The sequence below is a fragment of the Streptomyces sp. MS06 genome, from assembly GCF_047200655.1.
In the GTDB taxonomy this organism is placed as follows: Bacteria; Actinomycetota; Actinomycetes; order Streptomycetales; family Streptomycetaceae; genus Streptomyces.
The window spans coordinates 1-24,796 of sequence record NZ_JBJZOJ010000034.1 but is presented as its reverse complement, the minus strand read 5'-3'; the positions used below and the strand labels follow the sequence as shown (position 1 = coordinate 24,796).

Annotated in this window: 26 protein-coding genes; 11 read left to right on the top strand and 15 right to left on the bottom strand. The window is 72.8% G+C overall.

All coding sequences use genetic code 11. The features are described 5' to 3' along the window. Positions 1-69: 69 nt before the first annotated feature. Positions 70-357 carry a hypothetical protein gene (locus ACL02U_RS19435; protein ID WP_043405646.1) on the top strand — a complete coding sequence of 96 codons (288 nt, stop codon included), beginning with the start codon at positions 70-72 and terminating at the stop codon, positions 355-357. Between the two features lie 8 nt (positions 358-365). Here ACL02U_RS19435 and ACL02U_RS19430 read toward each other — a convergent pair whose 3' ends face one another. Further along, positions 366-1,706, bottom strand: coding sequence for a class I SAM-dependent RNA methyltransferase (locus ACL02U_RS19430; RefSeq protein WP_412792139.1), 1,341 nt, complete (start codon positions 1,704-1,706; stop codon positions 366-368). 73 nt (positions 1,707-1,779) lie between these two features. Further along, positions 1,780-3,828, bottom strand: coding sequence for an APC family permease (locus ACL02U_RS19425; RefSeq protein WP_412792138.1), 2,049 nt, complete (start codon positions 3,826-3,828; stop codon positions 1,780-1,782). Between the two features lie 123 nt (positions 3,829-3,951). Between ACL02U_RS19425 and ACL02U_RS19420 the strand changes: the two genes are divergently transcribed. The 3 genes from ACL02U_RS19420 (at position 3,952) to ACL02U_RS19410 (ending at position 5,561) form a co-directional block, all read left to right on the top strand. Further along, complete coding sequence (locus ACL02U_RS19420) at positions 3,952-4,104, top strand: hypothetical protein (RefSeq protein ID WP_412792137.1); 153 nt, start codon at positions 3,952-3,954, stop codon at positions 4,102-4,104. 108 nt (positions 4,105-4,212) lie between these two features. Next, positions 4,213-4,887: an NAD-binding protein gene (locus ACL02U_RS19415; RefSeq protein WP_412792136.1), complete on the top strand. Its 675-nt coding sequence runs from the start codon at positions 4,213-4,215 to the stop codon at positions 4,885-4,887. Then, positions 4,884-5,561, top strand: coding sequence for a potassium channel family protein (locus tag ACL02U_RS19410; protein ID WP_412792135.1), 678 nt, complete (start codon positions 4,884-4,886; stop codon positions 5,559-5,561). Before ACL02U_RS19415 ends, ACL02U_RS19410 begins: the two co-directional genes overlap by 4 nt. 291 nt (positions 5,562-5,852) lie before the next feature. Here ACL02U_RS19410 and ACL02U_RS19405 read toward each other — a convergent pair whose 3' ends face one another. From ACL02U_RS19405 to ACL02U_RS19380, 6 genes are all read right to left on the bottom strand, one after another. Next, a complete protein-coding gene (locus ACL02U_RS19405; protein WP_412792134.1) occupies positions 5,853-6,620 on the bottom strand; it encodes a DUF3159 domain-containing protein in 768 nt (255 codons plus the stop codon). Positions 6,621-6,623: 3 nt separating this feature from the next. Then, positions 6,624-7,022 carry an OB-fold nucleic acid binding domain-containing protein gene (locus ACL02U_RS19400; RefSeq protein ID WP_412792133.1) on the bottom strand — a complete coding sequence of 133 codons (399 nt, stop codon included), beginning with the start codon at positions 7,020-7,022 and terminating at the stop codon, positions 6,624-6,626. Positions 7,023-7,101: 79 nt separating this feature from the next. Next, entirely contained in the window at positions 7,102-7,839 is a 738-nt protein-coding gene (locus tag ACL02U_RS19395) for an ABC transporter ATP-binding protein (RefSeq protein WP_412792132.1), read from the bottom strand. A gap of 204 nt (positions 7,840-8,043) precedes the next feature. After that, complete coding sequence (locus ACL02U_RS19390) at positions 8,044-8,805, bottom strand: DUF3710 domain-containing protein (protein WP_412792131.1); 762 nt, start codon at positions 8,803-8,805, stop codon at positions 8,044-8,046. A 1-nt stretch (position 8,806) separates the two neighbouring features. Beyond that, positions 8,807-9,367 (bottom strand): dUTP diphosphatase, encoded by a 561-nt coding sequence (gene dut, locus ACL02U_RS19385; RefSeq protein WP_412792130.1) that lies wholly within the window; start codon positions 9,365-9,367, stop codon positions 8,807-8,809. Continuing rightward, the gene (locus tag ACL02U_RS19380) at positions 9,364-9,948 is read right to left on the bottom strand and encodes a PaaI family thioesterase (RefSeq protein WP_412792129.1); all 585 of its coding nucleotides are present in this window, start codon (positions 9,946-9,948) and stop codon (positions 9,364-9,366) included. Before ACL02U_RS19380 ends, dut begins: the two co-directional genes overlap by 4 nt. Positions 9,949-10,062: 114 nt before the next feature. Between ACL02U_RS19380 and ACL02U_RS19375 the strand changes: the two genes are divergently transcribed. Next, positions 10,063-10,527: a DUF3093 domain-containing protein gene (locus ACL02U_RS19375; protein WP_412792128.1), complete on the top strand. Its 465-nt coding sequence runs from the start codon at positions 10,063-10,065 to the stop codon at positions 10,525-10,527. Between the two features lie 28 nt (positions 10,528-10,555). On the opposite strand, the gene ACL02U_RS19370 is transcribed toward ACL02U_RS19375, so the two are convergent. The 4 genes from ACL02U_RS19370 to ACL02U_RS19355 all read right to left on the bottom strand — a co-directional run bounded on the left by ACL02U_RS19370 (position 10,556) and on the right by ACL02U_RS19355 (position 14,143). After that, positions 10,556-11,524, bottom strand: a complete 969-nt coding sequence (locus ACL02U_RS19370; protein WP_412792127.1) for a hypothetical protein — start codon at positions 11,522-11,524, stop codon at positions 10,556-10,558. A gap of 13 nt (positions 11,525-11,537) precedes the next feature. Beyond that, positions 11,538-11,834, bottom strand: coding sequence for a DUF4193 domain-containing protein (locus ACL02U_RS19365; RefSeq protein WP_003993510.1), 297 nt, complete (start codon positions 11,832-11,834; stop codon positions 11,538-11,540). A gap of 395 nt (positions 11,835-12,229) precedes the next feature. Beyond that, a complete protein-coding gene (locus ACL02U_RS19360) occupies positions 12,230-13,483 on the bottom strand; it encodes a sensor histidine kinase (protein WP_412792126.1) in 1,254 nt (417 codons plus the stop codon). A gap of 6 nt (positions 13,484-13,489) precedes the next feature. Beyond that, a complete protein-coding gene (locus ACL02U_RS19355) occupies positions 13,490-14,143 on the bottom strand; it encodes a response regulator transcription factor (RefSeq protein WP_003993508.1) in 654 nt (217 codons plus the stop codon). A gap of 434 nt (positions 14,144-14,577) precedes the next feature. Between ACL02U_RS19355 and ACL02U_RS19350 the strand changes: the two genes are divergently transcribed. Next, complete coding sequence (locus ACL02U_RS19350) at positions 14,578-14,751, top strand: hypothetical protein (protein ID WP_412792125.1); 174 nt, start codon at positions 14,578-14,580, stop codon at positions 14,749-14,751. 283 nt (positions 14,752-15,034) lie between these two features. Here ACL02U_RS19350 and ACL02U_RS19345 read toward each other — a convergent pair whose 3' ends face one another. Further along, positions 15,035-15,850 carry an inositol monophosphatase family protein gene (locus tag ACL02U_RS19345; protein WP_412792124.1) on the bottom strand — a complete coding sequence of 272 codons (816 nt, stop codon included), beginning with the start codon at positions 15,848-15,850 and terminating at the stop codon, positions 15,035-15,037. Positions 15,851-15,858: 8 nt separating this feature from the next. After that, complete coding sequence (locus ACL02U_RS19340) at positions 15,859-16,986, bottom strand: ferrochelatase (RefSeq protein WP_412792123.1); 1,128 nt, start codon at positions 16,984-16,986, stop codon at positions 15,859-15,861. A 271-nt stretch (positions 16,987-17,257) separates the two neighbouring features. Between ACL02U_RS19340 and ACL02U_RS19335 the strand changes: the two genes are divergently transcribed. From ACL02U_RS19335 to sepH, 3 genes are all read left to right on the top strand, one after another. Further along, entirely contained in the window at positions 17,258-18,496 is a 1,239-nt protein-coding gene (locus ACL02U_RS19335; RefSeq protein WP_412792122.1) for an MFS transporter, read from the top strand. Next, entirely contained in the window at positions 18,456-19,775 is a 1,320-nt protein-coding gene (locus tag ACL02U_RS19330) for a D-arabinono-1,4-lactone oxidase (RefSeq protein ID WP_412792121.1), read from the top strand. Before ACL02U_RS19335 ends, ACL02U_RS19330 begins: the two co-directional genes overlap by 41 nt. A gap of 565 nt (positions 19,776-20,340) precedes the next feature. Continuing rightward, positions 20,341-21,375: a septation protein SepH gene (sepH, locus tag ACL02U_RS19325; RefSeq protein ID WP_412792120.1), complete on the top strand. Its 1,035-nt coding sequence runs from the start codon at positions 20,341-20,343 to the stop codon at positions 21,373-21,375. 348 nt (positions 21,376-21,723) lie between these two features. On the opposite strand, the gene ACL02U_RS19320 is transcribed toward sepH, so the two are convergent. Next, on the bottom strand, positions 21,724-22,593 hold the full coding sequence (locus ACL02U_RS19320; protein ID WP_412792119.1) for a sulfurtransferase: 870 nt from the start codon (positions 22,591-22,593) through the stop codon (positions 21,724-21,726). 291 nt (positions 22,594-22,884) lie between these two features. Between ACL02U_RS19320 and ACL02U_RS19315 the strand changes: the two genes are divergently transcribed. Further along, positions 22,885-23,688, top strand: a complete 804-nt coding sequence (locus tag ACL02U_RS19315; RefSeq protein WP_412792118.1) for a VOC family protein — start codon at positions 22,885-22,887, stop codon at positions 23,686-23,688. Between the two features lie 449 nt (positions 23,689-24,137). Beyond that, positions 24,138-24,796, top strand: a 659-nt coding sequence (locus ACL02U_RS19310; protein ID WP_412792117.1) for a Scr1 family TA system antitoxin-like transcriptional regulator, incomplete at its 3' end; no start/stop codon positions are given.

The following is a 24,796-nucleotide window of genomic DNA, read 5'->3' as shown; positions in this document are numbered from 1 at the left end:
CACCCTCCCGCCACCCGCTAGACCCCCGCTCGATGACGGGGCCCGGCCGACAACTGCGCCGAGGCAGGGTTGACCGTCACCCTGGTCGCGGCTGTCGAGCGGGGCCTGAACGAGCACGAGCTCGGGGCGATCACCGAGTACGGAATCGACCATCCCGCGGTCCGCTCGGTGGCGTTCCAGCCGGTCACCCACTCCGGCCGGCACGTGGAGTTCGATCCGTTGAACCGGCTCGCCAATCGGCCGTTCGACGTACACACTGAACGAAGTGCCAGGTCAGACGGCTCATCCGTAGCATCCGGAACCGTCCACGCGATGTTTGGGCGGAAAGAGGTCGAAGAGGCCGGTCAGAAGAACTAACCCCCAGCTCAACGACCCTTTTCGACCGGCTCCAGAATCGCCACGCACTCCACGTGCGACGTCATCGGGAACAGGTCGAACGCCCGCAGCGTCCGCACCCGGTACCCACCGTCCCGGAAGTAGGCGAGGTCGCGGGCGAGGGCGGCGGGGTCGCAGGCGACGTAGGCGATGCGGCGGGCGCCCAGGGAGGAGAGGTGGGCGACGGTGCGGCGGCCGGCGCCGGCGCGCGGCGGGTCGAGGACGACGAGGTCGGCCTCGGTGATGCCGGTGCGCGGCAGGACGGTCTCGACCTTGCCCTGCTCGACGCGGACCCGGGGGAAGTCGGCGAGGTTGTGCCGGGCGTCCTCGACCGCGCGCTTTCCGGACTCGATGCCGAGCACGGCGCCCTGCTCGCCGACCCGGTCGGCGAGCGCCCCGGCGAACAGGCCCACGCCGCAGTACAGGTCGAGCGCGGTGTCGCCCTTGCGCGGCATCAGCCCCTGCATCACGGCGGTGACCAGGGTGTCCGCGGCCTTCGGGTGGACCTGCCAGAAGCCGCCGCTGCCCACCCGGTAGGTGCGGCCGTCGGCGCGTTCGCGGACGAAGGGGCGGCCGTGGACGCGATGGACGCCGCCGTCCTTCTCGCCGACCCGCATGACGGAGAGCGGCCGGTCCAGTTCGACGATCGGCAGGCGCGCCCCGGGCTTCGGAGTGAGGATCACCAGGCGGTCCTGGGAGCCGGTCGCCGTGATCGCCTCGACGGACTCCATGCCGGTCCAGTCGCGTTCCTCGACGCCCAGCTCGGACACGCCCTCGGCCGCGATCATGCAGTGGTCGATCCGCTCGACCTGGTGGGAGCGGTGCCGGCGGAGGCCGGCGTGGCCTTCGGCGTCCACCGCGTACTGGACGCGGGTGCGCCACTGCGGCACCTGCCCGGTGGGCAGTTTGTCGCCCTCGGCGGGCATGACGGTGCCGTCCCAGCCGGCCTGCTCGGGCGTGAGCCCGGCGAGCCGCTGGAGCTGCTCGGCGACGACGTCGGCCTTGAGCCGGCGCTGGGCGCCGGGCTTGGCGTGCTGCCAGTCGCAGCCGCCGCACCGGCCGGGGCCGGCGTAGGGGCAGGGTGCGTCGATGCGGTCCTTGGACGCCTCCAGTACCCGTACGGCGTCCGCGCGCAGGAAGCGGGAGTCGTCGTCGCCCTCGGTCACCCGGGCGATCACCCGCTCGCCGGGCAGCGCGTGCCGGACGAAGAGGACCCGTCCGGCCGGGGTGCGGGCGACGCAGTGGCCGCCGTGGGCGACCGCCCCGATCTCGACCTCGTACTCCTCGCCGACGAGCGACTCCGCCTGCGGGTTGTTCTGTTCTGCCTGCATGGCGGGGCGACTCCAGCGACTACGGATCGGAAAACGGGCAACAGCCGACCAGTCTACGTGCCGGCGGGCCCCGTCAGTTCTTCGCGCCGTGGTCCTTGGAGTGGGTGTGGGCGGGACCGCGGCGCACCGCGCCGGGCGCGTTCCACTCGCCCCGCTTGCGGGCCCGGACCTTGGCCGCCTCGGAGGACTCGAGCTGGTAGGGCACCGAGGTCACCATGATGCCGGGGGTGAACAGCAGTCGGCCCTTCAGCCGCAGCGCGCTCTGGTTGTGGAGCAGGTGCTCGTACCAGTGGCCGACCACGTACTCGGGGATGATCACGGACACCGCGTCGCGCGGCGACTCCCGGCGCAGCCCCTTCACGTACTCGATGACCGGCCGGGTGATCTCCCGGTAGGGGGAGTCCAGCACCTTCAGCGGCACCTCGATGCCGCGCCGCTCCCATTCCTCGCGCAGCGCCTTGGTCTCGGCGGGGTCGACGTTGACGCTGAGTGCCTCCAGGGTGTCCGAGCGGAGCAGCCTGGCGTACGCCAGGGCCCGCAGGGTCGGACGGTGGATCTTGGAGACGAGTACGACGGAGTGCACGCGGGAGGGGCGGACGCTGTCGTCGCTGGGTCCCTCGGGCGCCGCGATCTCGGCGGAGACCCGGTCGTAGTGCTTGCGGATGGCGGTCATCGTCGCGTAGAAGATCACCATGCCGAGCAGGGACACCCAGGCGCCGTGCTCGAACTTGGTGATCAGTACGACCACCAGCACCAGGCCGGTGAAGAAGGCGCCGAAGGCGTTGATCGCTCGGGAGCGGACCATCCGGCGGCGCTTGCCGGGGTCCCGCTCGGCGGCCAGGTGGCGGTTCCAGTGGCGGACCATGCCGATCTGGCTGAGCGTGAAGGAGACGAACACGCCGACGATGTAGAGCTGGATCAACCGGGTGGAGTCGGCGTCGTAGATCACCGTCAGCAGGGTGGCGGCGCCGGCGAGCAGCACGATGCCGTTGGAGAACGCCAGCCGGTCGCCGCGGGTGTGGAGCTGGCGGGGCAGGTAGCGGTCCTGGGCGAGGATCGAGCCGAGTACCGGGAAACCGTTGTAGGCGGTGTTGGCCGCGAGGAAGAGGACCAGCGCGGTGGCGGCGGCGAGCAGGACGAAGAAGAAGGTGCCCTCACCGAAGACGGCGGCCGCGACCTGGGAGATCACCGGGTTCTGGACGTAGTCGCCGCCGACCGGGATGCCGTTGCGCAGCAGGTCGCCGGCCGGGTTCTCGGCCATGTGCACGTTCGTGGCCAGGGCCAGGACGATGATCCCGCAGAACATGGAGACGGCGAGCAGGCCCATGGCGGCGAGCGTGGTGGCCGCGTTGCGGGACTTGGGCTTGCGGAAGGCGGGCACGCCGTTGCTGATCGCCTCCACGCCGGTGAGCGCGGCGCAGCCGGAGGAGAAGGAGCGCAGCAGCAGGAAGACCAGGGCGAAGCCGGCCAGGCCCTGGTGCTCGGCCCTGATGTGCAGGTCCGAGGTGGGGGCCTGCATGTCGTCGCCGAGTACCAGGCCGCGGAAGGCGCCCCAGGCGATGAGGATGAAGACGCTGGAGACGAAGACGTACGTCGGGATCGCGAAGAGCTTGCCGGACTCCTTCACCCCGCGCAGGTTCATCAGGGTCAGCAGCACGATGGTGCCGACGGCGCAGAGCGCCTTGTGCTCGACGAAGAAGGGGATCGCCGATCCCAGGTTCTCCACGCCGGAGGAGATCGAGACGGCCACCGTGAGCACGTAGTCGACGAGCAGGGCGCTGGCGACCGTGAGTCCCGCTTTGGGACCGAGGTTGGTGGTCGCGACCTCGTAGTCGCCGCCGCCGCTCGGGTAGGCGTGGACGTTCTGCCGGTAGGACGCCACCACGGTGAACATCAGGATCACGACGGCGACCGCGATCCAGGGAGCGAAATGGTAGGCCGACACGCCCGCGATGGACAGGACCAGCAGGACCTCGCCGGGGGCGTAGGCCACGGAGGACAGCGGGTCGGAGGCAAAGACGGGGAGTGCGATGCGCTTCGGCAGGAGCGTTTCACCCAGCCGGTCACTGCGCAGTGCGCGCCCGATCAGGATCCGCTTGGGCACGTCGGTCAGTTTGGACACAACAGAGGATCGTAAGCCTTCGAACACGCGGGCGCCCACCCGCCACCCCGGATCTGCCTCACGAGTGAAATCGGGGCCGGGGCGGGCGACGGATTCCGCAGGTGGGGCGGTACCCGTGCCTAGATGGCTGAGCCCCTCACCGCGACCGTCCCGGAGGTACCCGTGCCCGCCACCCCTGAGCTGATCGGCGCCGCCGTCACCCTCCTGGGGCTCGGATGCCTCACGTTGCGCAGCGTGCGGAGCATCACCCGCCGCCGCACGCCGCGCATCCGGTGAGGGTGCACCCGGGGGTGCCCGGCCCGTACCGCGCATGTGTAGCTTGGTCGCCGGTCTGAGACCCTGTTTCACGCCACGTCGACATCCCCTGACCTCGGAAGGACGGTCGTGCACATCGTCATCATGGGCTGCGGCAGAGTGGGTTCCGCTCTCGCCCAGACCCTGGAGCAACAGGGGCACACGGTCGCGGTGATCGACCAGGACCCCACCGCCTTCCGCCGTCTCGGGTCCTCCTTCGGCGGCCGCCGGGTCACCGGGGTCGGCTTCGACCAGGACACCCTGCGGGAAGCCGGCATCGAGGACGCCGGCGCCTTCGCCGCGGTCTCCAGCGGGGACAACTCCAACATCATCGCCGCCCGGGTGGCGCGGGAGATGTTCGGCATCGAGAACGTCGCCGCCCGCATCTACGACCCCCGTCGCGCCGAGGTCTACCAGCGTCTGGGCATCCCGACGGTCGCCACGGTCCGCTGGACCGCCGACCAGATGCTGCGCCGGCTGCTGCCCTCGGGCTCGGAGCCGCTGTGGCGGGACCCGACCGGCGGTGTCCAGCTCGCCGAGGTGCACACCTCGACCGCCTGGGTCGGCCACAAGATCAGCACGTTGCAGGAGGAGACCGGCGTGCGGGTCGCCTTCCTCACCCGGCTGGGCGAGGCGATCCTGCCGACCTCGCAGACGGTGCTGCAGGAGGGCGATCTGGTGCACGTGGTGATGCGCTCGAACGATGTGGAGAAGGTCGAGGCGGCGTTCGCCCAGGGCCCCGAAGAGGAGGGCGGTCACCGATGAGGGTCGCCATTGCCGGTGCCGGTGCGGTCGGCCGTTCGATCGCGGGCGAGCTGCTGGAGAACGGCCACGAGGTCCTGCTCGTCGACAAGACCCCGACGGCGATCTCGGTGGAACGTGTCCCGCAGGCGGAGTGGCTGCTCGCCGACGCCTGCGAGATCACCTCGCTGGACGAGGCCGCGCTGCAGCGCTGCAACGTGGTGATCGCCGCGACCGGCGACGACAAGGTCAACCTGGTGGTCTCGCTGCTGGCGAAGACGGAGTACGGCGTTCCGCGCGTCGTCGCCCGGGTCAACAACCCCAAGAACGAGTGGCTGTTCAACGAGTCCTGGGGGGTGGACGTGGCGGTTTCCACCCCGCGTCTGATGTCCGCCCTGGTGGAGGAGGCGGTGAGCGTCGGCGACCTGGTGCGGCTGCTGCGCTTCAGCCACGGTGACGCGAACCTCGTCGAGTTGACCCTGCCGGAGGAGTCGGCGCTGGCCGGCACCCAGGTCGGCGACGTGGAGTGGCCCCAGGACACCTCGCTGGTCACGATCATCCGCGGCACGCGGGTGCTGACGCCGTCCCGGGAGGACTCCCTGGAGCCGGGCGACGAGCTGCTGTTCGTGGCCGCGCAGGCCCGTGAGGAGCAGTTGGAGGACCTGCTGTCGGTGCGCCGTGAGGACACGGCGGGCTGAGTACGGCCGCCACGGCCACGTGCGGGGCGCCCCCGGGCTTTCCGGGGGCGCCCCGCACGTCGTGAGGTTGTTGCGCCGGCCTGAGTGTGCGCCGGCCCGTCGCGAAGGCGGTCGGCCCTCCCCGCGGCGGCCCCCGCCGCAGCGGGGGCGTTCAGGGCCGAGGGCGCCGCGGTGGGCGCGTTCAGGGCGGAGGACGCCGCGGTGGGCTGGGCCCGGCGGCGAGCTGGGCCCGGCGGTGGGCTGGGCCCGGCGGTGGGCTAGGCCCGGCGGTGGGCTAGGCCCGGCGGTGGGCTAGGCCCGGCGGTGGCGTCCGCCGGTGCTCTCCTGCGGCTCCTGGGCGGTGTCCGCGACCAGGGCGGTGTCGCGCTCCTCCGCCGCCTTCTCGGCGGCCTCCATCTCGGCGAAGACGTCGATCGGCGCCGGGGCCTTCGCCAGGAAGACCCAGGTCAGCCAGACCGCGAGCAGGAACGGCGGGATCTTCAGCGCGACCAGCACCCAGCCGAGCTGGGTGGTGTCCGCCCACCAGTACAGCGGGAAGAGGACGGCGCACTTGGCCAGCAGGATGAGCCCCCAGGCCCAGCTGGCCTTGGCGTAGGCCTTCTTGCGGCCCGGGTTGCGGGTACGCCAGGAGAGGTTCTCCTTGAAGACCGGGCCGAGGATCAGGCCGATCAGCGGCACACCGGCGAGGGTGGTCACGATGTAGGCGAGTGCCAGGCCGAGCGTGTAGAGCATGCCCGGCAGGTAGAAGTCCTTGGCGTTGCCGGTCATCTTCGCGAAGACGACGCCGAAGACCACGCCGAAGACCCCGCTGAAGGCGTGCTTGACGCTGTCCTTCATGGCGAGCCGGACGACGACGAGGACCAGGGACACCACCAGCGCGGCGATCGCCGACCAGTGCAGGTTCCTGCTGATCGTGAAGATGGTGACGAAGAGGAGGCCGGGCAGCACCGTCTCGACCATGCCCCGCACGCCGCCGAACGCCTCGAACAGCGCGGCCTCCGTCACGGTCCGGGCATCGTCGGCATTGGTGTCTTCGGTCGGCTTGTCGAGTGACGTCACCGGCTACTCCCGTCCGAGGGGTCGCAGTTCGTACTTCGGGTTGAACAGCACCCGGCGGCCCCGGCTCATGGAGATCCGGCCCGATGCGATCAGCTTGCGCCCCGGTTCTATCCCGGTGATGGAGCGCCGGCCCAGCCACACCACGTCCAGCGCCGCGGAGCCGTCGAACAGCTCGGCCTCCAGGGCCGGGACCCCGGCCCGCGGACGCAGCGTGACCGTGCGCAAGGTACCAGTAACGGTGACGATCTGCCGGTCCTGGCAGTCCCCGATCCGGGTGCAGCCGGCGGTGTCGGCGTCCTCGCGCAGCTCCTCGGACTCCAGGTCCTCCTGCGAGGAGGAGAGCCGGCCGAGCATGCGCCGGAAGCGGCCCGCCTGCTTTTCGGAACGAGGAACAGCACTCATACCAGAAGCGTACCGGGGTGTGCTGACCGTGCCGTACCCGTGGCCCCGGCAACCGCACCGGGGCGCCCCGCGCCCCGCCTCAGTGTTCGACGATCTTCCCGTCGCTCAGCTCCAGCACGCGGTCGGCCAGGCCGAGCAGGGTGGCGTCGTGGGTCGCGACGAGCACGGCGGGCGGGCCGGACGTGGCGGGCGGGCCGGACGGGCCTGCCGCCGCGTCCCGGTCGGCGTGGACCACCGCCCTCAGCAGTTCCATGACGGCCAGCCCGGTCTCCGCGTCGAGTTGGCCGGTCGGTTCGTCGGCGACCAGCAGGTCCGGGTCGTTGGCCAGGGCGCGGGCGACGGCGACCCGCTGCTGCTGCCCGCCGGAGAGCTCCCCCGGCCGCTGGGCGGCGTGGTCGGCGAGACCGACCAGGGAGAGCAGCAGGGAGACGCGCTCCTCGCGCTCGCGGGGGTCGGCGCGGCGCATCCGCAGCGGCACGCCCACGTTCTCCGCGGCGCTGAGGACGGGGAGCAGGCCGAAGGACTGGAAGACGAAGCCGATGCGCTCCCGGCGCAGGGCGAGCAGTCCGTCCTCCCCCAGTTCCGACAGCTCGCTGCCGTCCAGGCTGACCCGCCCCCGGTCCGGTGCGTCCAGGCCGCCGACGATGTTCAGCAGCGTGGTCTTGCCGGAGCCGGAGCGGCCCTTGAGGGCGACGAGTTCACCGCGCCGGACCTCGAAGGAGACGCCTCGCAGGGCGTGGACGGCGGCGGCACCGCGGCCGTACGACTTGTGGACGTCGCTGACGCGGACCACGACCTCGGTGGCCACCCGGCCCATGAGCGCTCCCTCCCCCGTACCGCCCCGGAACCGGCCCAGTATCGCGGTCGGCGGGTGCGCGTTCAATGGTCTGCGCCCCGCGGTGCGCCGGCGGGGGCACGGGCGCCGCGCGTGCACGGCGAAGGGCCGCGCCCCGGGCCCGGACGCCGCCGTGCGGCGTCCCTCGCCGGGTGCGGCCCGCTCGTGCCGTGTCCCGCCTCGCGGTCAGCGGACCTCGGTGATCTCCGGGCCTCGCTGGAGCTGGCCCATGCCGCCGGAGAAGCGGGAGCCGGCCTCCTCCTGCTGCACGCCCTCGGGGACCATCTGGGCGTCGTTGGGGAGCTGCAGGACGATCGGGTCGCGGGGCGCCATCGGGCCCTCGCCGCGGACCACGACCGTCTCCCGGAAGATCTGCTCGAGCAGGCCGGCCGCCTCCGGCTGGACCGCGCCCTGGCCGGAGATCACCCCGCGCAGGAACCAGCGGGGGCCGTCGACGCCGACGAACCGCACCACCTGGAAGCCGCCCTTGCCGTCGGGCAGCTGCACCGGCACCTGGGCGCGCAGCTCCCAGCCGAGCGGGCCCTCGACCTCGTCGATGATGCCACCCTGCTGGGTGATCCCGGAGGCGATCTCCTCGCGCACCTCGCCCCAGATGCCCTCCCGCTTGGGTGCGGCGAAGCCCTGGAGCTGGATGGCACTGTCCCGGAGCACGACGGTGGCCGCGACGATCGCGTCGCCGGCGACCTCGACCCTCAGCTCCATGCCCTCGACGCCGGGCACCAGCAGCCCGCCGAGGTCCACCCGGCCCTCGCCGGGTTCGCTCACCTCGGCGCTGTCCCAGGGGCCGTCGGGCCGCGGCTCGGGTTCGAGCCTCACCCGCTCGCGCGGGCCCTCGTCGTCCGCCTCGGTGTCGACACTGTCGACGACCTGCTCGGCCTCGCCGGCCGCGTCCTCGGCGGCATCCCTCTTCTTGCGACGTCCGAACACGTCACTGTCCTTCCCGGTCGGATACGACCGAAGCGTATCGATTCCCACCCGTCCGGCCGCCCTCGGCGGCCCGACCGCTCGTGCCGCTCGCTCCGTCCACGGCGGCGTGCCCGCCGGTGGACCCGAAGCCCCCCTCGGCCCGCGCCGAGTCGGGAAGCTCCGCCACCTCGCGGAAGCGGACCCTCTCGACCTGCTGGACGACCAGTTGGGCAATCCGGTCGAAGCGCTCGAACCGCACGGACGCGCGCGGGTCGAGATTCACCACGATCACCTTGATCTCCCCACGGTACCCGGCATCAACCGTCCCCGGGGCATTCACGAGGGCCAGACCGCAGCGGGCCGCGAGGCCGGAGCGGGGGTGCACGAAGGCCGCGTACCCCTCCGGAAGCGCCAGGGACACCCCCGTGGGCAGCACCGCACGCTCCCCCGGTGCCAGTTCGCAGGCCTCGGTGGTGCGCAGATCGGCGCCCGCGTCGCCGGGGTGCGCGTACGTCGGAAGGGGTACGTCCGGGTCGACGCGGCGGATCAGCACTGGCAGCTCCGCGCGGGGCGCCGGGGTCACGGGTTCACCTCGAAGGCGCGGGAGCGCCGGACCCGGTCCGGGTCGCTCATGGCGGCCTGGATCTCCTCCTCGCGGCCGTGGTCGATGAAGTGGTCGACCTTGACCTCGATGAACAGGGCGTCTGCGCGGACGGCGACGGGGCCGTCGGGGCCGCCGATCCGGCCGGTGGCGGAGGAGTAGATCTTCCGTCCCGCCACGGCGGTCACCTCGGCCTGCAGGTGGAGAGCGGTCCCCACGGGTACGGGGCGGACGAAGTCGGTCTCCAGGCGCCCGGTGACGGCGATGGTCCGCAGCAGCCAGTTCAGCGAGCCCAGCGTCTCGTCCAGGGCGGTGGCCAGCACCCCGCCGTGGGCGAGTCCCGGCGCGCCCTGATGGGCGGGCTGCACGGTGAACTCGGCGGTGATGCTGACGCCCTCGCCGGCACGGGCCTCGAGGTGCAGTCCGTGGGGCTGGCCGCCGCCGCAGCCGAAACAGTGTTCGTAGTGGGCACCGAGGAGTTCCCCGGGCGCGGGGGCGTCGGGGTGGCGCACCGGCGGCACGGCGTCGGCCGGGGGCTGAAGGGCTGGGGAAGTACCACTCACAGCCGCAGACCTTACCCGCCCGCCGGTGCCCGGCCGTCGCCGCACTCGGCGGCGCTCCGGCGGCGCCGCACCCGGGGACCGGGCCCGTCCGGGAGGCGTGCCAAGCTTGACTCCATGCAGCTCTCCGCCGCCCCTTACGAAGAACGCCTCACCGCCCCGCGCTCGTGGTGGCTGATCTCCCTCCTGGTGGGCCTCGCGATGGCGCTGGTCCTGCTGCCCTTCGGGACCCTGCCGCTGCTGGGCGGCCTGGTGGGCGGCACCGCCGTCGCAGCCGTCGCCGCCAGCGCCTACGGCTCCCCTCGCATCCGCGTGGTGGGCGACCTGCTGATCGCCGGCGAGGCGCGGATCCCGGTGGCGGCGCTCGGCGAGGCGGAGGTGCTGGACGCCGAGGAGGCCCGCGCCTGGCGCACCCACAGGGCCGACGTGCGCGCGTTCATGCTGTTGCGGGCGTACATCCCGACGGCGTTGCGGGTGGAGGTCGTGGACCCGGAGGATCCGACGCCGTACCTGTACCTGTCGACGCGTGAGCCGGGGCGGCTGGCGGAGGCGCTGGAGTCGGCGCGGGCCGCTCGGGGATAGCGGGGCCGGTAAGGGCTGCGGCGGCGCGTCAGGGTCCGGTGAACCCGGCGGTCCCGCCCGCCTCCTCGGCTCTCTCCTTCAGGGGGAGCGGCTCGGCGGGCTGCTCCAGCGGCGGCAGCTCGGGCAGGACGTCCCAGGGCACCTGGAGTCTGCGCAGGTCAGCTCGGACATGGGCGGCGAGTCTTCTGGTCTCCCGGCGGTTGACCACGGCGCCCACCGCGGCGCCGACCATGAAGGGCATGAGGTTGGGCAGGTCGCGCACCAGGCGTTTCGTGATCTGCCGGCGCAGTTCCCGCTTCAGGCGGCCGCCGAGGGCCGCGTCGACGGTCGACGGGTCGAGCACGTCGATCCCGCGTTCGCCCGACCAGGAGCGCAGGTAGGCGGTGCTGCGTCTGCTCAGGTTTCCGGGCGGCCGCAGGCCGTAGACCTCGTGGAGTTCGGCGATCAGTTTCAGCTCGATCGCCGCGACGGAGGTGATCTCCGCGGCGAGTTCGGTCGGCATCGCGGGCGGCACCGGCAGCATCGCCGCCGCGCCGATTCCCGCGCCGACGGTGGAGGTCCCGCTCGCCGCGCCCGTCACGAGCTTGTCCGCGAGCTGTTCCGGCTCCAGTCCGGGGAACTGCCTGCGGAGCGTCGCGAGGTCCCGTACCGGGATCCGCGGGGCGAGGTCGATGATGCGGTCGGTGAGGAAGGCCAGCCCCGCTCTGGCCCGTGCGCCGCCCTTGTGGGCGGCCTGGTCCGCCAGGTCGGCGGCCTTCTGCCGGATCGCGGCGGCCCGTCGCCTGGCGACGGGCGCCGGACTCCGAGTCGGCGCCGGGAGGTCAGCCCGGACGCCTGCCGGTTCGAGCGAGGCCGTACCCGTCACGCCGGAGGTGTGATCCGCCGTACCGGGTGAGCCTCGCTCGTCGTCACGCACGCCGTGGGGGCCGCCGAGCGGCCCCGAGTCCGCTGCCCTCAGGGGCGAGCGGCGCTTCCGGGGAGGGGTCGAGCCAGTCACGGCCGACCCCTCCTCAGTCGCAGTCGCGGCAGATCGGCTGACCGTTCTTCTCGCGGGCCAGCTGGCTGCGGTGATGCACCAGGAAGCAGCTCATGCAGGTGAACTCGTCCTGCTGCTTCGGGAGCACCCGGACGGCCAGCTCCTCGTTGGACAGGTCGGCGCCGGGAAGTTCCAGGCCTTCCGCGGCCTCGAACTCGTCGACGTCGACCGCCGAGGCGGACTTGTCGTTCCGCCGGGCCTTCAGCTCCTCAAGGCTGTCGGAATCGACGTCGTCGTCGGTCTTGCGTGGGGTGTCGTAGTCGGTTGCCATGTCGCTCTCCCCCTCTGGGTGTCTGCGGTGTCTCCAGCGCACGTAACGCGTGAGAGGCCGGACTTGTGCCCGACCCGAGGCGGAGATTTTGCCTCACATCAAGGTCTGTTACTCAATCGACACCCAAGCGGCCCCCTCACGAGTGATCGGCTTGGATGGCGAACGGGACCGTACACGGTCCGAACATCACACTTCAAAGGCGTCTCACCGTGTACTTCCCGTGATCAGGACCTGCGAAAACCCGGATCTTTCCGGCTTTTCAACCGCCCCGATGATCACGGAGAGTAGATGGCCGGAAAATCGCCCTTGTGATCGATCACACATGCGCAGGCCGGAGGAGTACCCCGAAAAATTCGCTCAAAGCGAACATCCCCGTGCGTGTCGGCGGCATGATGTCAGATCGGGAGCGAGACGCGCATCACGAGCCCTCCTCCCTCGCGCGGAGAGGCCGCGATGTGCCCACCGTGCGCCCGCGCCACGGACCGCGCGATGGACAGACCGAGTCCGACGCCCTTGTCACTGCCGGTGCGCTCCGTGCGCAGCCGCCGGAACGGCTCGAAGAGGTTGTCGATCTCGTAGGCCGGCACCACCGGCCCCGTGTTGGACACCACCAGCACGGCCCGGCCGTGCTGGACCTCGGTGGTGACCTCGACCCATCCCCCCTCCGGGACGTTGTACCGGACGGCGTTCTGCACCAGGTTCAGCGCGATGCGCTCCAGCAGCACGCCGTTGCCCTGGACGACGGCGGGGCCGCGTCTGCCGCGGATCTCCACGCCGCGCTCCTCGGCCTCGCCGTGCACCTGGTCGATGGCCTGCGCGGCCACCTCGGCGAGGTCCACCGGCTTGCGCTCGACGATCTGGTTGTCGCTGCGGGCCAGCAGCAGCAGCCCCTCCACGAGCTGCTCGCTGCGCTCGTTGGTGGCCAGCAGCGTCTTGCCCAGTTGCTGGAGTTCCACCGGCGCTCCCGGGTCCGACAGGTGCACCTCCAGCAGGGTGCGGTTGATCGCCAGCGGGGTGCGCAGCTCGTGCGAGGCGTTGCCGACGAAGCGCTGCTGGGCGGTGAAGGCGCGCTGCAGCCGCTCCAGCATGTCGTCGAAGGTGTCGGCCAGCTCCTTGAGCTCGTCGTCCGGCCCGTCCAGCTCGATCCGGCGGGACAGGTCCGAGCCCGCGACCGCGCGGGCGGTGCGGGTGATCCGGCCGAGCGGGGACAGCACCCGGCCGGCCATCGCGTAACCGAAGGCGAAGGCGATCACCGCGAGGCCCAGCAGGGCCAGCAGGGAGCGGCTGAGCAGGTCGTCGAGGGCATGCTGGCGCTGCACGGCCTCGCACTGCTTGAGCACCGAGTTGAGGTGCTCGCTGTCGGGGGCCGTGTTCAGCGCGGGGCAGGTGGAACTGGTGATGTTCAGGTTGTTCCCGGTCACCTGGAACGACTGCCCGCTGCCCTCGTGCAGGGCCTGGGCCGCCAGCAGGTAGATGATCGACAGCAGCAGGATGCCGGCGATCAGGAACATGCCGCCGTAGAGCAGTGTGAGGCGTATCCGGATGGTCGGGCGCAGCCAGGGGAAGGGCGAGTCCGTCTTGCGCGGGTCCCAGGTGGGCTTCGGCGGCGCTGCGGGCGGTGCTGCGGGGGGTGGGGGTGTTGCGGCCATCACTGATCAGATCCGGTAGCCGGAGCCGGGGACGGTGACGATGACCGGTGGCTCGCCCAGTTTGCGGCGGAGCGTCATCACGGTGACCCGCACCACGTTGGTGAACGGATCGGTGTTCTCGTCCCAGGCCTTCTCCAGCAGTTGCTCCGCGGAGACCACGGCGCCCTCGCTGCGCATCAGCACCTCCAGCACGGCGAACTCCTTGGGTGCGAGCTGGACCTCCTTGCCGTCCCGGAAGACCTCGCGGCGGTTCGGGTCGAGCTTGATGCCGGCCCGCTCCAGGACCGGCGGCAGCGGCACGCTGGTACGCCGTCCGAGGGCCCGGACGCGGGCGATGAGCTCGCTGAACGCGAAGGGCTTCGGGAGGTAGTCGTCCGCCCCGATCTCCAGGCCCTCGACACGGTCGCTGACGTCGCCGGAGGCCGTCAGCATCAGCACCCGGGTGGGCATGCCGAGTTCGACGATCTTGCGGCAGACGTCGTCGCCGTGCACCAGGGGGAGGTCGCGGTCGAGGACGACCACGTCGTAGTCGTTGACGCCGATGCGCTCCAGGGCGGCCGCACCGTCGTACACGACGTCGACGGCCATGGCCTCCCGGCGCAGTCCGGTGGCCACCGCATCGGCGAGCAGTTGCTCGTCCTCGACGACGAGTACGCGCACGTCGCTTGTCCTTCCTCCGAGTCGCCCGTGCACCCGAAAGGGCACACGTGTGCGGTTCTGCTTGCAGGGTCAGGACTCCATCCTGCCGCTTTCGGCCATAAACCGGTTGTAAGACGACCTTGCCCGGGGTGCGGAGGCGGTCCCGTGCGCCGTCGACATGCCGCCGGTACGCGGTCGGCCGGAAGAAATCTGCTCCCGCCGAGGTTTCTCCGCGTGTGAGGAGGGGGAGGACGCTTCATACCCCGCGATCACTCTCTGCTTGTGCCGCACCACCATGCGGCACGTCGCGATCCGCTTCCGCAGAGTGGGCGTGGGTGTCCGGCACCGTCGCCCCGGCGCGGGCAGCGCCGGGCGCCCACGGGAGACGTGATCGCCCCTTCCGAACGGCACACCCCCGTGCCATCGACCCACGACCCAGGACGAGGGGGCGCAGCATGGACGCATTCACCGCAGGACTTCTGCAGCGCATAAGGACGACCGAGTCCGACCTGACGCGGGCTCGCGACGAGGGCGACGATTTCCTCGTCGACGTGGAGCAGTCGGAACTCGACGACCTGCGCCGTCTCGCCGCCGAGCACGGTGTGGAGGTCGGTGTGTCGGGCGTCTGACCGCACACGGTACGCAGCACGCAGCAGCACGCGAGGGCCCCGGCGAATCCAGCGCCGGGGCCTCTCGCGTGCCCCTCGGCCCGCCGGGGCGAAGCGGCCGCCGCGGGGGAAGCCGGGGCGCGCTGCGGGGCCCGCAGGCCCCCCGGGGGCCGGCCCGGGGCCTGCCCCGCCGTGCGACGACCCGCGGGCGCCGCCCCACGGTGCCCCGCGATGACGCACGGTGCCCCGCGGTGCCGCGCGGGGGCTTCGCGGAGCGGTCGGTGGGTGCGGCGGACCGGCGGCCTCAGTCGTGCCAGGCCCCGTGGTCCTCCAGCAGCCCCTGGAGCGGCTCGAAGACGGCCGGGGTGGCCGCGACCGCCAGCTCCCGGGAGGGGCGCTGTGCGGGACGTCCACCGGTCACCGCGCCCGCCTCCCGGGCGATGAGGTCGCCCGCGGCGAGGTCCCAGGGGTGCAGCCCGCGCTCGTAGTAGCCGTCGAGCCGGCCGGCCGCGACGTCGCACAGGTCGATCGCCGCGGAGCCGCCCCGCCGGATGTCCCGCACCAGCGGGATCAGGCGCGCGGCGACCTCCGCCTGGTGCGCGCGGACGTCGGCGACGTAGTTGAAGCCGGTGGACACCAGCGCCTGGTCCAGCGGCGCCGCCGCCCGGCAGGACATGCGGCGCTCGCCCTCCCGGGCATCGGTCGCCCAGGCTCCGCCGCCGCGCACGGCGTGGTACGTCTCGCCGCGCATCGGGGCCTCGACGACTCCGACGACGGTCTCGCCGTCCTGCTCCGCCGCGACGGAGACGGCCCAGGTGGGCAGCCCGTACAGGTAGTTCACGGTGCCGTCGAGCGGGTCGACGACCCAGCGGATGCCGCTGCTGCCCTCGGTGGAGCCGCCCTCCTCGCCGAGGACGCCGTCGTCGGGGCGCTGCTCGGAGATCAGTCCGGTGATCAGTTTCTCGGCGGCGACGTCCATCTCGGTGACGACGTCGATGGGACTGGACTTGGTGGCGGCGACCGCGAGGTCGGCCGGGCGCCCGTCGCGCAGCAGCGCGCCGGCGCGGCGGGCGGCCTCCCGGGCGAGCCGGAGCAGGTCGGCGTGCAGGGGGTCGGTCACGGCACTCCTCAGGCGAAGGGGCTGTCGGCGCCCGCGGCGGCGGGCCGGGGGGTGCGGGCCGGGCAGCAGCCCGCGGGGCACAGGTGGTGGCTCGGGCCGAGCGCGCCCAGGGCGCACGGGGCGACGTCCAGGCCCCGTTCCACCGCGGCCCGTTCGAGGACGAGTTCGCGGATCGCCGCGGCGAACCGCGGATCGGCGCCCACGGTGGCCGAGCGGCGCACCGGCAGGCCCAGTTCCGCCGCTCTGGCCTCGGCCTCGGTGTCGAGGTCGTACAGGACCTCCATGTGGTCAGAGACGAAGCCGATGGGGACCATGACGACGGCGGGGGCCCCGGCGGCCTGCCGTTCCTCGAGGTGGTCGCAGATGTCCGGCTCCAGCCACGGGATGTGCGGGGCTCCGGAACGGGACTGGTAGACGAGCTGCCAGGGGTGGTCGGCGCCGGTGCGCTCGCTCACCGAGCCGGCGATCAGACGCGCCACGTCCAGGTGCTGTGCCACGTAGGCCCCGCCCGCTCCATGGCCGCCGGGAGGGCCCGAGGTGTCGGCGGCGGCGGTGGGGATCGAGTGGGTGGTGAAGGCGAGGTGGGCGCCGTCCCGGACGCCGTCGGGGAGGTCGGCGAGGGCCCGGACCACCGAGTCGGTCATCGGCTCGACGAAGCCGGGGTGGTTGAAGTAGTGCCGCAGCTTGTCGACTTCCGGCAGGTCCAGTCCTTCCGAGCGGAGCGCCTCCAGGGACTCGGCGAGGTTCTCCCGGTACTGGCGGCAGCCCGAGTAGGAGGCGTAGGCGCTGGTGGCGAGGACGCAGATGCGGCGGTGCCCGTCGCGGACCATCTCCCGCAGGGTGTCGGTCAGGTACGGCGCCCAGTTGCGGTTGCCCCAGTACACGGGCAGGTCGAGACCGTGGTCGGCGAAGTCCTTGCGGAGCGCGTCGAGCAGGGCGCGGTTCTGGGCGTTGATCGGACTGACCCCGCCGAACAGGAAGTAGTGCTGGCCGACTTCCTTCAGGCGTTCCTTGGGGATGCCGCGTCCCCGCGTCACGTTCTCCAGGAACGGGACCACGTCGTCCGGGCCCTCCGGGCCGCCGAAGGACAGCAGGAGCAGGGCGTCGTAGGGGGTGGCATCGAGCGCGTCTGGCATGTCTCGATCCTGCCACCCGGTACCGACGGCCCGGAAACGCAGGGCCGCGGACACGCGGCGCGAACCGCGGGGCGGGGAAACCGCGGCAGGAGGCACCGGTGCGCGGCGAACGCAGCGCCGGTAACCTGTACCAGCCCCGTTCGCGCCTTACACGTTCGCGCCTCACAAGGGTGCGGGCGCACCCGGCCACCGGGCCCGGCCGCCGGCCCGGGCCGCCCCACCTCGTACGGACACGCGCACCCCCGGCCGTACCGGACCCAGCGGAGACCCCGTGCCCAGTGCCTACCGTGCCCTGTTCTCCGCCCCCGGCTCCAGGGCGTTCTCCGCCGCGGGCTTCCTCGGGCGGCTGCCGCTGTCGATGATGGGCATCGGCGTGGTCACCATGATCTCGCAGCTCAGCGGCAGCTACGGCCTCGCGGGCGCGCTGTCGGCGACCATCGCGCTGTCCGCCGGGGTGGTCGGCCCGCAGATCTCGCGGCTGGTGGACCGGCACGGGCAGCGCCGGGTGCTGCGCCCGGCCGCCCTGGTCTCGCTCACCGCGGCGGCCGGGCTGCTGCTCAGCGCCCACGCCGGGCTGCCGACCCCGCTGCTGTTCGCCTGCGCCGCGGGCATCGGCGCGGTGCCCGGCCTCGGGGCGATGGTCCGCGCGCGCTGGGCCGCCCTCTACCGGGGCACACCGCGGTTGCACACCGCGTACTCCTTCGAGTCGGTCGTCGACGAGGTGTGCTTCATCGTCGGGCCGATCGTCTCCATCGGGCTGTCCACGGCCTGGTTCCCGGAGGCGGGGCCGCTGTTGGCGGCCTGCTGCCTGGCGTCCGGCGTCCTCTGGCTGACCGCGCAGCGGGCCACCGAGCCGGCTCCCCACCCGCGTGGGGACCACGGCGGTGGGACGGCGCTGCGTTCGCCGGGCCTGCGGGTACTGGTCGCGACCTACATGGCGACCGGTGCCGTGTTCGGGTCGGTCGACGTGGTGACCGTGGCCTTCGCCGACGAGCAGGGGCACAAGGGGGCCGCGAGCGTGGTGCTGGCGGTGTACGCGGCGGGATCCTGCGCGGCGGGGCTCGTGTTCGGGCTGGTGCGGGTCACCGGGGCGGCCGCTCGCCGATGGCTGCTGGGCGTGTGCACCATGGCCGTGAGTATGATCCCCCTCCTACTGGTCGGGAACCTGCCGTTCCTGGCCGTGGCGCTCTTCCTTGCGGGGATGTCGGTGGCACCGACGCTGATCACGACGATGTCCCTCATCGAGGAGCACGTACCACGCGCGCACCGGACCGAGGGGATGACCTGGGTGAGCACCGGGCTCACGGTCGGGGTCGCGCTCGGCTCCTCCGCCGGCGGCTGGGTGATCGACGCGGCCGGGGCGCGGGCCGGGTACGGGGTTCCGGTGGTGTCCGGAGCCGTCGCGGCCGCGGTCGGTTTCCTCGGGTACCGCCGGCTCAGCAGGCCGGTCACGGCGCGGGGAGGCAGCCTTGAGCAGCACAGCGAGCGGGAAGAGCGGCACGTGGCGTAACTGGGGCGGCAACGTCTCCGCCCGGCCTGCGCGGGAGGTCGCTCCGGCCTCCGTCGAGGAGCTGGCCGCGGCCGTGCGCCGGGCGGCCGAGGAGGGCATGCCGGTCAAGGCGGTCGGCAGCGGGCACTCCTTCACGTCCATCGCGGCCACCGACGGACTGCTGGTCCGTCCCCGACTGCTGACCGGCATACGCGCGATCGACCGGCGGGCCGGCACCGTCACGGTGGAGGCCGGCACCCCCCTCAAGCGGCTCAACGCGGCGCTGGCACGCGAGGGCCTGTCGCTCACCAACATGGGCGACATCATGGAGCAGACGGTCTCGGGAGCCGTCAGCACCGGCACCCACGGCACCGGCCGGGAGTCGGCCTCGATCGCCGCGCAGATCCGGGCACTGGAGCTGGTCACGGCCGACGGCTCGGTGCTCACCTGCTCCGCGGAGGAGAACCCCGAGATCTTCGCGGCGGCCCGGATCGGCCTCGGCGCCCTGGGCATCGTCACCGCGATCACCTTCGCGGTGGAGCCGATGTTCCTGCTCACCGCCCGGGAGGAGCCGATGCCCCTCGACCGGGTGCTCGCCGAGTTCGACCAACTGTGGTCGGAGAACGAGCACTTCGAGTTCTACTGGTTCCCGCACACCGGGAGCACCAACACCAAGCGCAACAACCGCAGCGCGGGGCCGGAGCAGCCGGTGGGGCGGTTCGCGGGCTGGGTGGAGGACGAGTTCCTCTCCAACGGCGTCTTCCAGGCGGCCAACTGGGTCGGACGGGCGGTGCCCGCCGCCGTTCCGGCCATCGCCCGGATCTCCAGCCGCGCCCTGTCCGCGAGGAGCTACACCGACATCCCCTACAAGGTCTTCACCTCGCCGCGCCGGGTGCGCTTCGTGGAGATGGAGTACGCCCTCCCGCGCGAGGCGGTGACGGAGGCACTGCGCGAACTGCGGGCGATGGTGGACCGGTCGGGGCTCCGGGTGAGCTTCCCCGTCGAGGTGCGCACCGCCCCGGCCGACGACATCACGCTGTCCACGGCGTCCGGCCGGGACAGCGCCTACATCGCGGTCCACATGTTCCGGGGCACCCCGTACCAGCGGTACTTCAGCGCCGCGGAGCACATCCTCACCGCGTACGAGGGCCGGCCGCACTGGGGCAAGGTCCACACCCGGGACGCCGAGTACCTCTCCCGGGTCTACCCGCGGTTCGGGGAGTTCACCGCACTGCGCGACCGGCTGGACCCCGACCGGCGCTTCCGGAACGACCACCTGCGGCGGGTACTGGGGGCCTGAGCCTCCCTCGCGCCCCCACCGGACCGGTACCGGGCCCCCCGGCGAGCCGGATGTTGCCGAGCCTTTGCCTCCGCCGGTACATGGCTCACCACTTGACGGGCAGTCACCATTTCGAATGGTCAATCGCTCTGGAAGGGGGGCGGGAGGGGGAGGTGCGGGAGGGAGCGCCGGTCCCGCTTCCGGCCCTCGCGTGAGGTGTGCCACGCCCAAGATCGAGGAAACCCGACCGGGGCGGCCAAGTACCGCCCCTCACCAGAAGTTGGGCGGCGTGCCAATCCACGCACATGGCCCGAATGGAGTACTGTTGCGAGCCCTGGGTCCGGCCTCCCGCCAGGCTGTCCGGATCTTCGCCGGACCGCCCCAAGGAGGCTGGTTGCACAGGGTGACAACATCGGTCACTCAGCGTGGCCAACAGGTAACCGTGCCATAACGGCGACCCAGGGCCCGTGCCCGACACGCCGGGCAACTCGGCAAGGTTGTGGCAGGCTGCACCCGGGCAGGCCACACTCGACTAGCGGAAGCAGCGACGCACGTGACGTCGGCAGGCACCACCCGGGAGGTCCCCATGCCCGAACTGCGTGTCGTGGCCGTCTCGAATGACGGCACACGGCTGGTGCTGAAGGCTGCGGACTCAACGGAGTACACCCTTCCGATCGACGAGCGGCTGCGTGCCGCCGTACGCGGTGACCGTCCCCGCCTCGGCCAGATCGAGATCGAGGTGGAGAGCCATCTCCGCCCCCGCGACATCCAGGCCCGTATACGCGCCGGCGCGACCGCGGAGGAGGTCGCGCAGATGGCCGGCATCCCCGTCGACCGGGTGCGGCGCTTCGAGGGCCCCGTACTGGCCGAGCGCGCGTTCATGGCCGAGCGCGCCCGCAAGACACCGGTCCGCCGCCCCGGCGAGAACTCGGCCGGGCCGCAGCTCGGTGAGGCGGTGCAGGAGCGGCTGCTGCTGCGCGGCGCCGAGAAGGACACCGTGCAGTGGGACTCCTGGCGCCGCGACGACGGCACCTGGGAGGTGCTGCTGGTCTACCGGGTCGCGGGTGAACCGCACGCGGCGAGCTGGACCTACGATCCACCGCGCCGGCTCGTGCAGGCCGTGGACGAGGAGGCGCGCTCGCTGATCGGCGAGTCCGACGACCTCGCCGCCCCGGAACCCAGCCTGCCCTTCGTGCCGCGGATCGCCCGGTTGCCGCGCGACCGTCCACTGGACCGCGGCCACGACCGGGAGCTGCCGAGCCTGCCCGCAGCGCCTGCCGAGCCCGCGGAGGAGGGCGCCGGCGAGCGGGACTCGCTCACCAGCCTGCTGGAGGCGGTGCCCAGTTTCCGCGGCGACATGGTGGTGCCCGAGCGTCCGGCGGAGACGGCGGAGGAGCCCGACCAGGAGCCCGAGGCGGAGGAGCCGCCCGCCCCGGCGGCCTCGGCCGGCTCGGCGTACGCGGACGTGCTGATGCCCCGTTCGGTCAGCAGCCACCGCGACCGGCTCGTCGGCGCCACCGACCGCCAGGCCGAGGCCGACGGTGTCCGCCCCGGACGCCGCGCCGCCGTGCCCAGCTGGGACGAGATCGTGTTCGGTACGCGCCGGAAGAAGCAGGAGTAGTCACTCTCACTTCGTCGCGGCAGCCGTTCGCCTTTGGTACGGGTGGCGGGGGGCCGCGTCCGGCGGGGGGCCGCACCCGGACGCACTCGCCCCGGCTCTCGCCCCCGGTGCGCCGCCCGCGGCGGCGTGCTCCACCCGCATTGGCCGCCCGCGCCCTTGCAGTAACGATCCTGCACTGTGGGCGGCCGCCCGCGCCGGCACCGGAGGCCTCAGGGACCGCAGGACCCCGCGCCCGGGGCCGCACCGCGCCCCTTTGCCGCAGCCGGCGTCGGCGGCCCCGGAAGCCCGGCGGGCTCCTGCGGTCCGGACGGCTGCCCGGGGTCCGGGCGACTACCGGGGCCCGGACGGCTACCCGGCGTCCGGGCGACTCCGGGGGTCCGGGCCGGTGGCGACCGGACGGCCGGGGTCCGAGGACCACTCCGACCACGAGCCCACGTACAGCTCCGCGGCGACCCCCGCCACGGCCAGCGCCAGCACCTCGTGGGCCGCGGACACCCCCGAACCGCAGTACACCCCCACCTCGGCCCCCGGGACGGCGCCCAGCGCCGCGAAGCGGGCCCTGAGTTCCTCCGCGGGCAGCAAGCGGCCGTCGGGGCGGGCGTTGTCCGCGGTCGGCGCCGAGAGCGCGCCGGGGATGTGGCCGCCGACCCGGTCGACCGGCTCAACCTCCCCCCGGTACCGCTCCCCCGCCCGCGCGTCGAGCAGCACACCCGAACGGGCCAGCGCGGCGGCACCGTCCGCGTCCAGCAGCCCGGACGCCCCCGGGACCGGCCGGAAGTCGCCCGCCTCCGGTGTCGGCAGGTCCGTCGACAGCTCCCCCTCCCACGCCGGCAACCCGCCGTCGAGGACTCGCACGTCCGGGTGACCCGTCCAGCGCAGCAGCCACCAGGCGCGGGCGGCCGCCCAGCCCTGGCCGCCGTCGTAGACGACCACGGTCCGCTCCGCCGACACGCCGGCCCGGCGCATCGCCGCACCGAACGCGGGCAGATCGGGCAGCGGGTGGCGCCCCGCCGCACTCGGCGGCGCGGCCAACTCGGTGTCCAGGTCGACGTAGACCGCGCCGGGGACGTGCCCGGCCGCGTGGGCGGCACGCCCGTCGAAGGGCGGCTCACCGGCCGCCTTGGCGACGCTGAGCTGCCAGCGGACGTCGAGGACGACCGGCGGGTCGCCACCCGCCAGGTCCTTCGCGAGTTCGGATGCGGAGATGATGGCGTTCATGGTCACCATCCTTACGCACGGGGTGGCCGCGTGGTCGATGTCGGGCTAACCTGCGGCCCGGACCGGCTCGATCACCAGGCGTACGGGATCGAGCACACGCCGTACAGAAGTTCGCCGCCCGTCGGCCGGAGCACGGCAGCGACGGGCATCCGGGCAGCGCGCGCCCTCCGGGTCCGGCTCCGCGCACGGCGCGCCCGCCACGCGCGGTCCCACCGTGCTGCGAGCATCGGCGCAGGGGTCCGGAGAGCGGAGACGACGCGGCCGCCGCAGGGGGCCGAGAAGAGAGTGACGATGACCGAGGCACGGGGGTCGGCCGACCGCAACGGCGAGACGCACGCCCGGTACACGCCCGGCACGCCCTGCTGGGTGAGCCTGATGGTGCACGACCTGACCGCGGCCCAGGACTTCTATCGGGAGCTGTTCGGCTGGGAGTTCCGGCCCGGACCGCCGCAACTGGGTCCCAGCGTGCGGGTCTTGCTCGACGACCGCGAGGTGGGAGGCATCGGACGGATGCCGTCGGGGCGCGGGCTGCCCGTCGCCTGGACGCCCCATTTCGCCTCCGACGACGTGGACACCACCGCCGAGACGGTCCGGCTGTGCGGCGGCACCGTCGGCGTCGGCCCGCTGGACGCCGCCGGCGCGGGCCGGCTGGCCATGGCCTCCGACCCGTCCGGCGCCCTCTTCGGCATCCGCCGGCCGCCGGATCACCCGGGACCGGCAGCCACCGGCGTACCGGGCACACCCGCGTGGATCGAACTGGTCACCTACGAGACGGCCGGCGTCCTGACGTTCTACGAGACGGTGTTCGGCTACAAACGCGAGCCTCTGTCCTCCCCCGACCTCGACTACGTCACCCTGCACCTGGCCGGCCACCCGGTCGCCGGCCTCCGCGGCGCGGGCGGCGCGCTCGACCGCGACCGGGGCCCGCACTGGATGACGTACTTCGAGGTCGCCGACACCGACGCCGCGCTCACCCGCGTCACCGGCCTCGGCGGCCGTCCCGTCACCCCCTCCCACGACACCGCCCACGGCCGCGTCGCCACCGCCGCGGACCCCGAGGGCGCCCTCTTCTCCCTGATCCGGCGCCCGCGCTGAGTGGGCTCTCCCGAGCCACGGGGAGCTCGGCGGGGTCACCCGGCCCCCGCCCCACCAGCCGTCGGTCCAACTCCGCGTCGAGTCCGGCCTGTTCGCTCGCGCCCGGGGCATAGCCGTTCCACGCCCGCAGAGCGGCGCGCGCCTGGTCGGCGCGGGCGGCGCGCTCCTCGGGGGTGAGCAGCCGATCGCGCGCCTCGGCGGTGATGCGGATGTGGGCGTCGGAGATGCGGACCTCCTCGGTCAGCCTCAGATACGGGTACGGGTACGTACCCCTCCGGGTTGGCGGGTTTCGTCGTCACACCGACCACGGTGCCGTCGGTCGCGTAGCGTGACCATTGGTGACGCTGCGACAGGGGGTCGCTGTACGTGGGGGTGTCCTCGCGCGTACGCGCAGCGCGCCGTTGCGGCGTTCCGTGCCGGGGCGTTGAGGCAAAGAGGCAGTGAGGGGCATGACGGAGCGCAAGGGTGCGGTGGCGGGTGCCGAGGCGGTTCCCGGGGAGCGTGAGAACGAGGGCGACGCGGCGGCGGGCGCGGTCGTGAGCCTCGGGGACGGCTGGGAGAACGACGACGGGGCGGGACGGCGGCCGGAGGACGAGGGCGGGCGGGGCGTGGTCGTCGCGTTCGGCCAGACCTTGAAGACGCTGCGGGTACGGGAGGGGCTGGAGCGGGAGGAGTTCGGGAGGCGGATCGGGTACTCGGCGTCCACGGTCGCGTCGTTCGAGCAGGGGCGCCGGATTCCGTCGCCCCGGACGATCGAGCGGGCGGACGAGGTGCTGGGGGCGGGCGGGTTGCTGTGCGTGTGGAAGGAGCAGGTGGAGCGGGCGCAGTATCCGGTGTTCTTCCAGGGGATGGCCGCCCTGGAGAAGGAGGCGGTTGAGCTGGTCTCCTACAGCATGCCCGTACTGAACGGACTACTTCAGACCGAGGAGCACATGAGGGCGCTGCTTGCCATGAGGCGCCCTCCTCTGGACGAGGAGACCATCGAGCAGCGCGTGGGGGCACGCTTGGTGCGGCAGGACATCTTCGATCGTCGGCCCGCTCCCTTCCTGAGCTTCGTACTCGACGAGTCGCTCCTGCGACGTCCGTACGGGGGCAAGGCGGTGCAGCG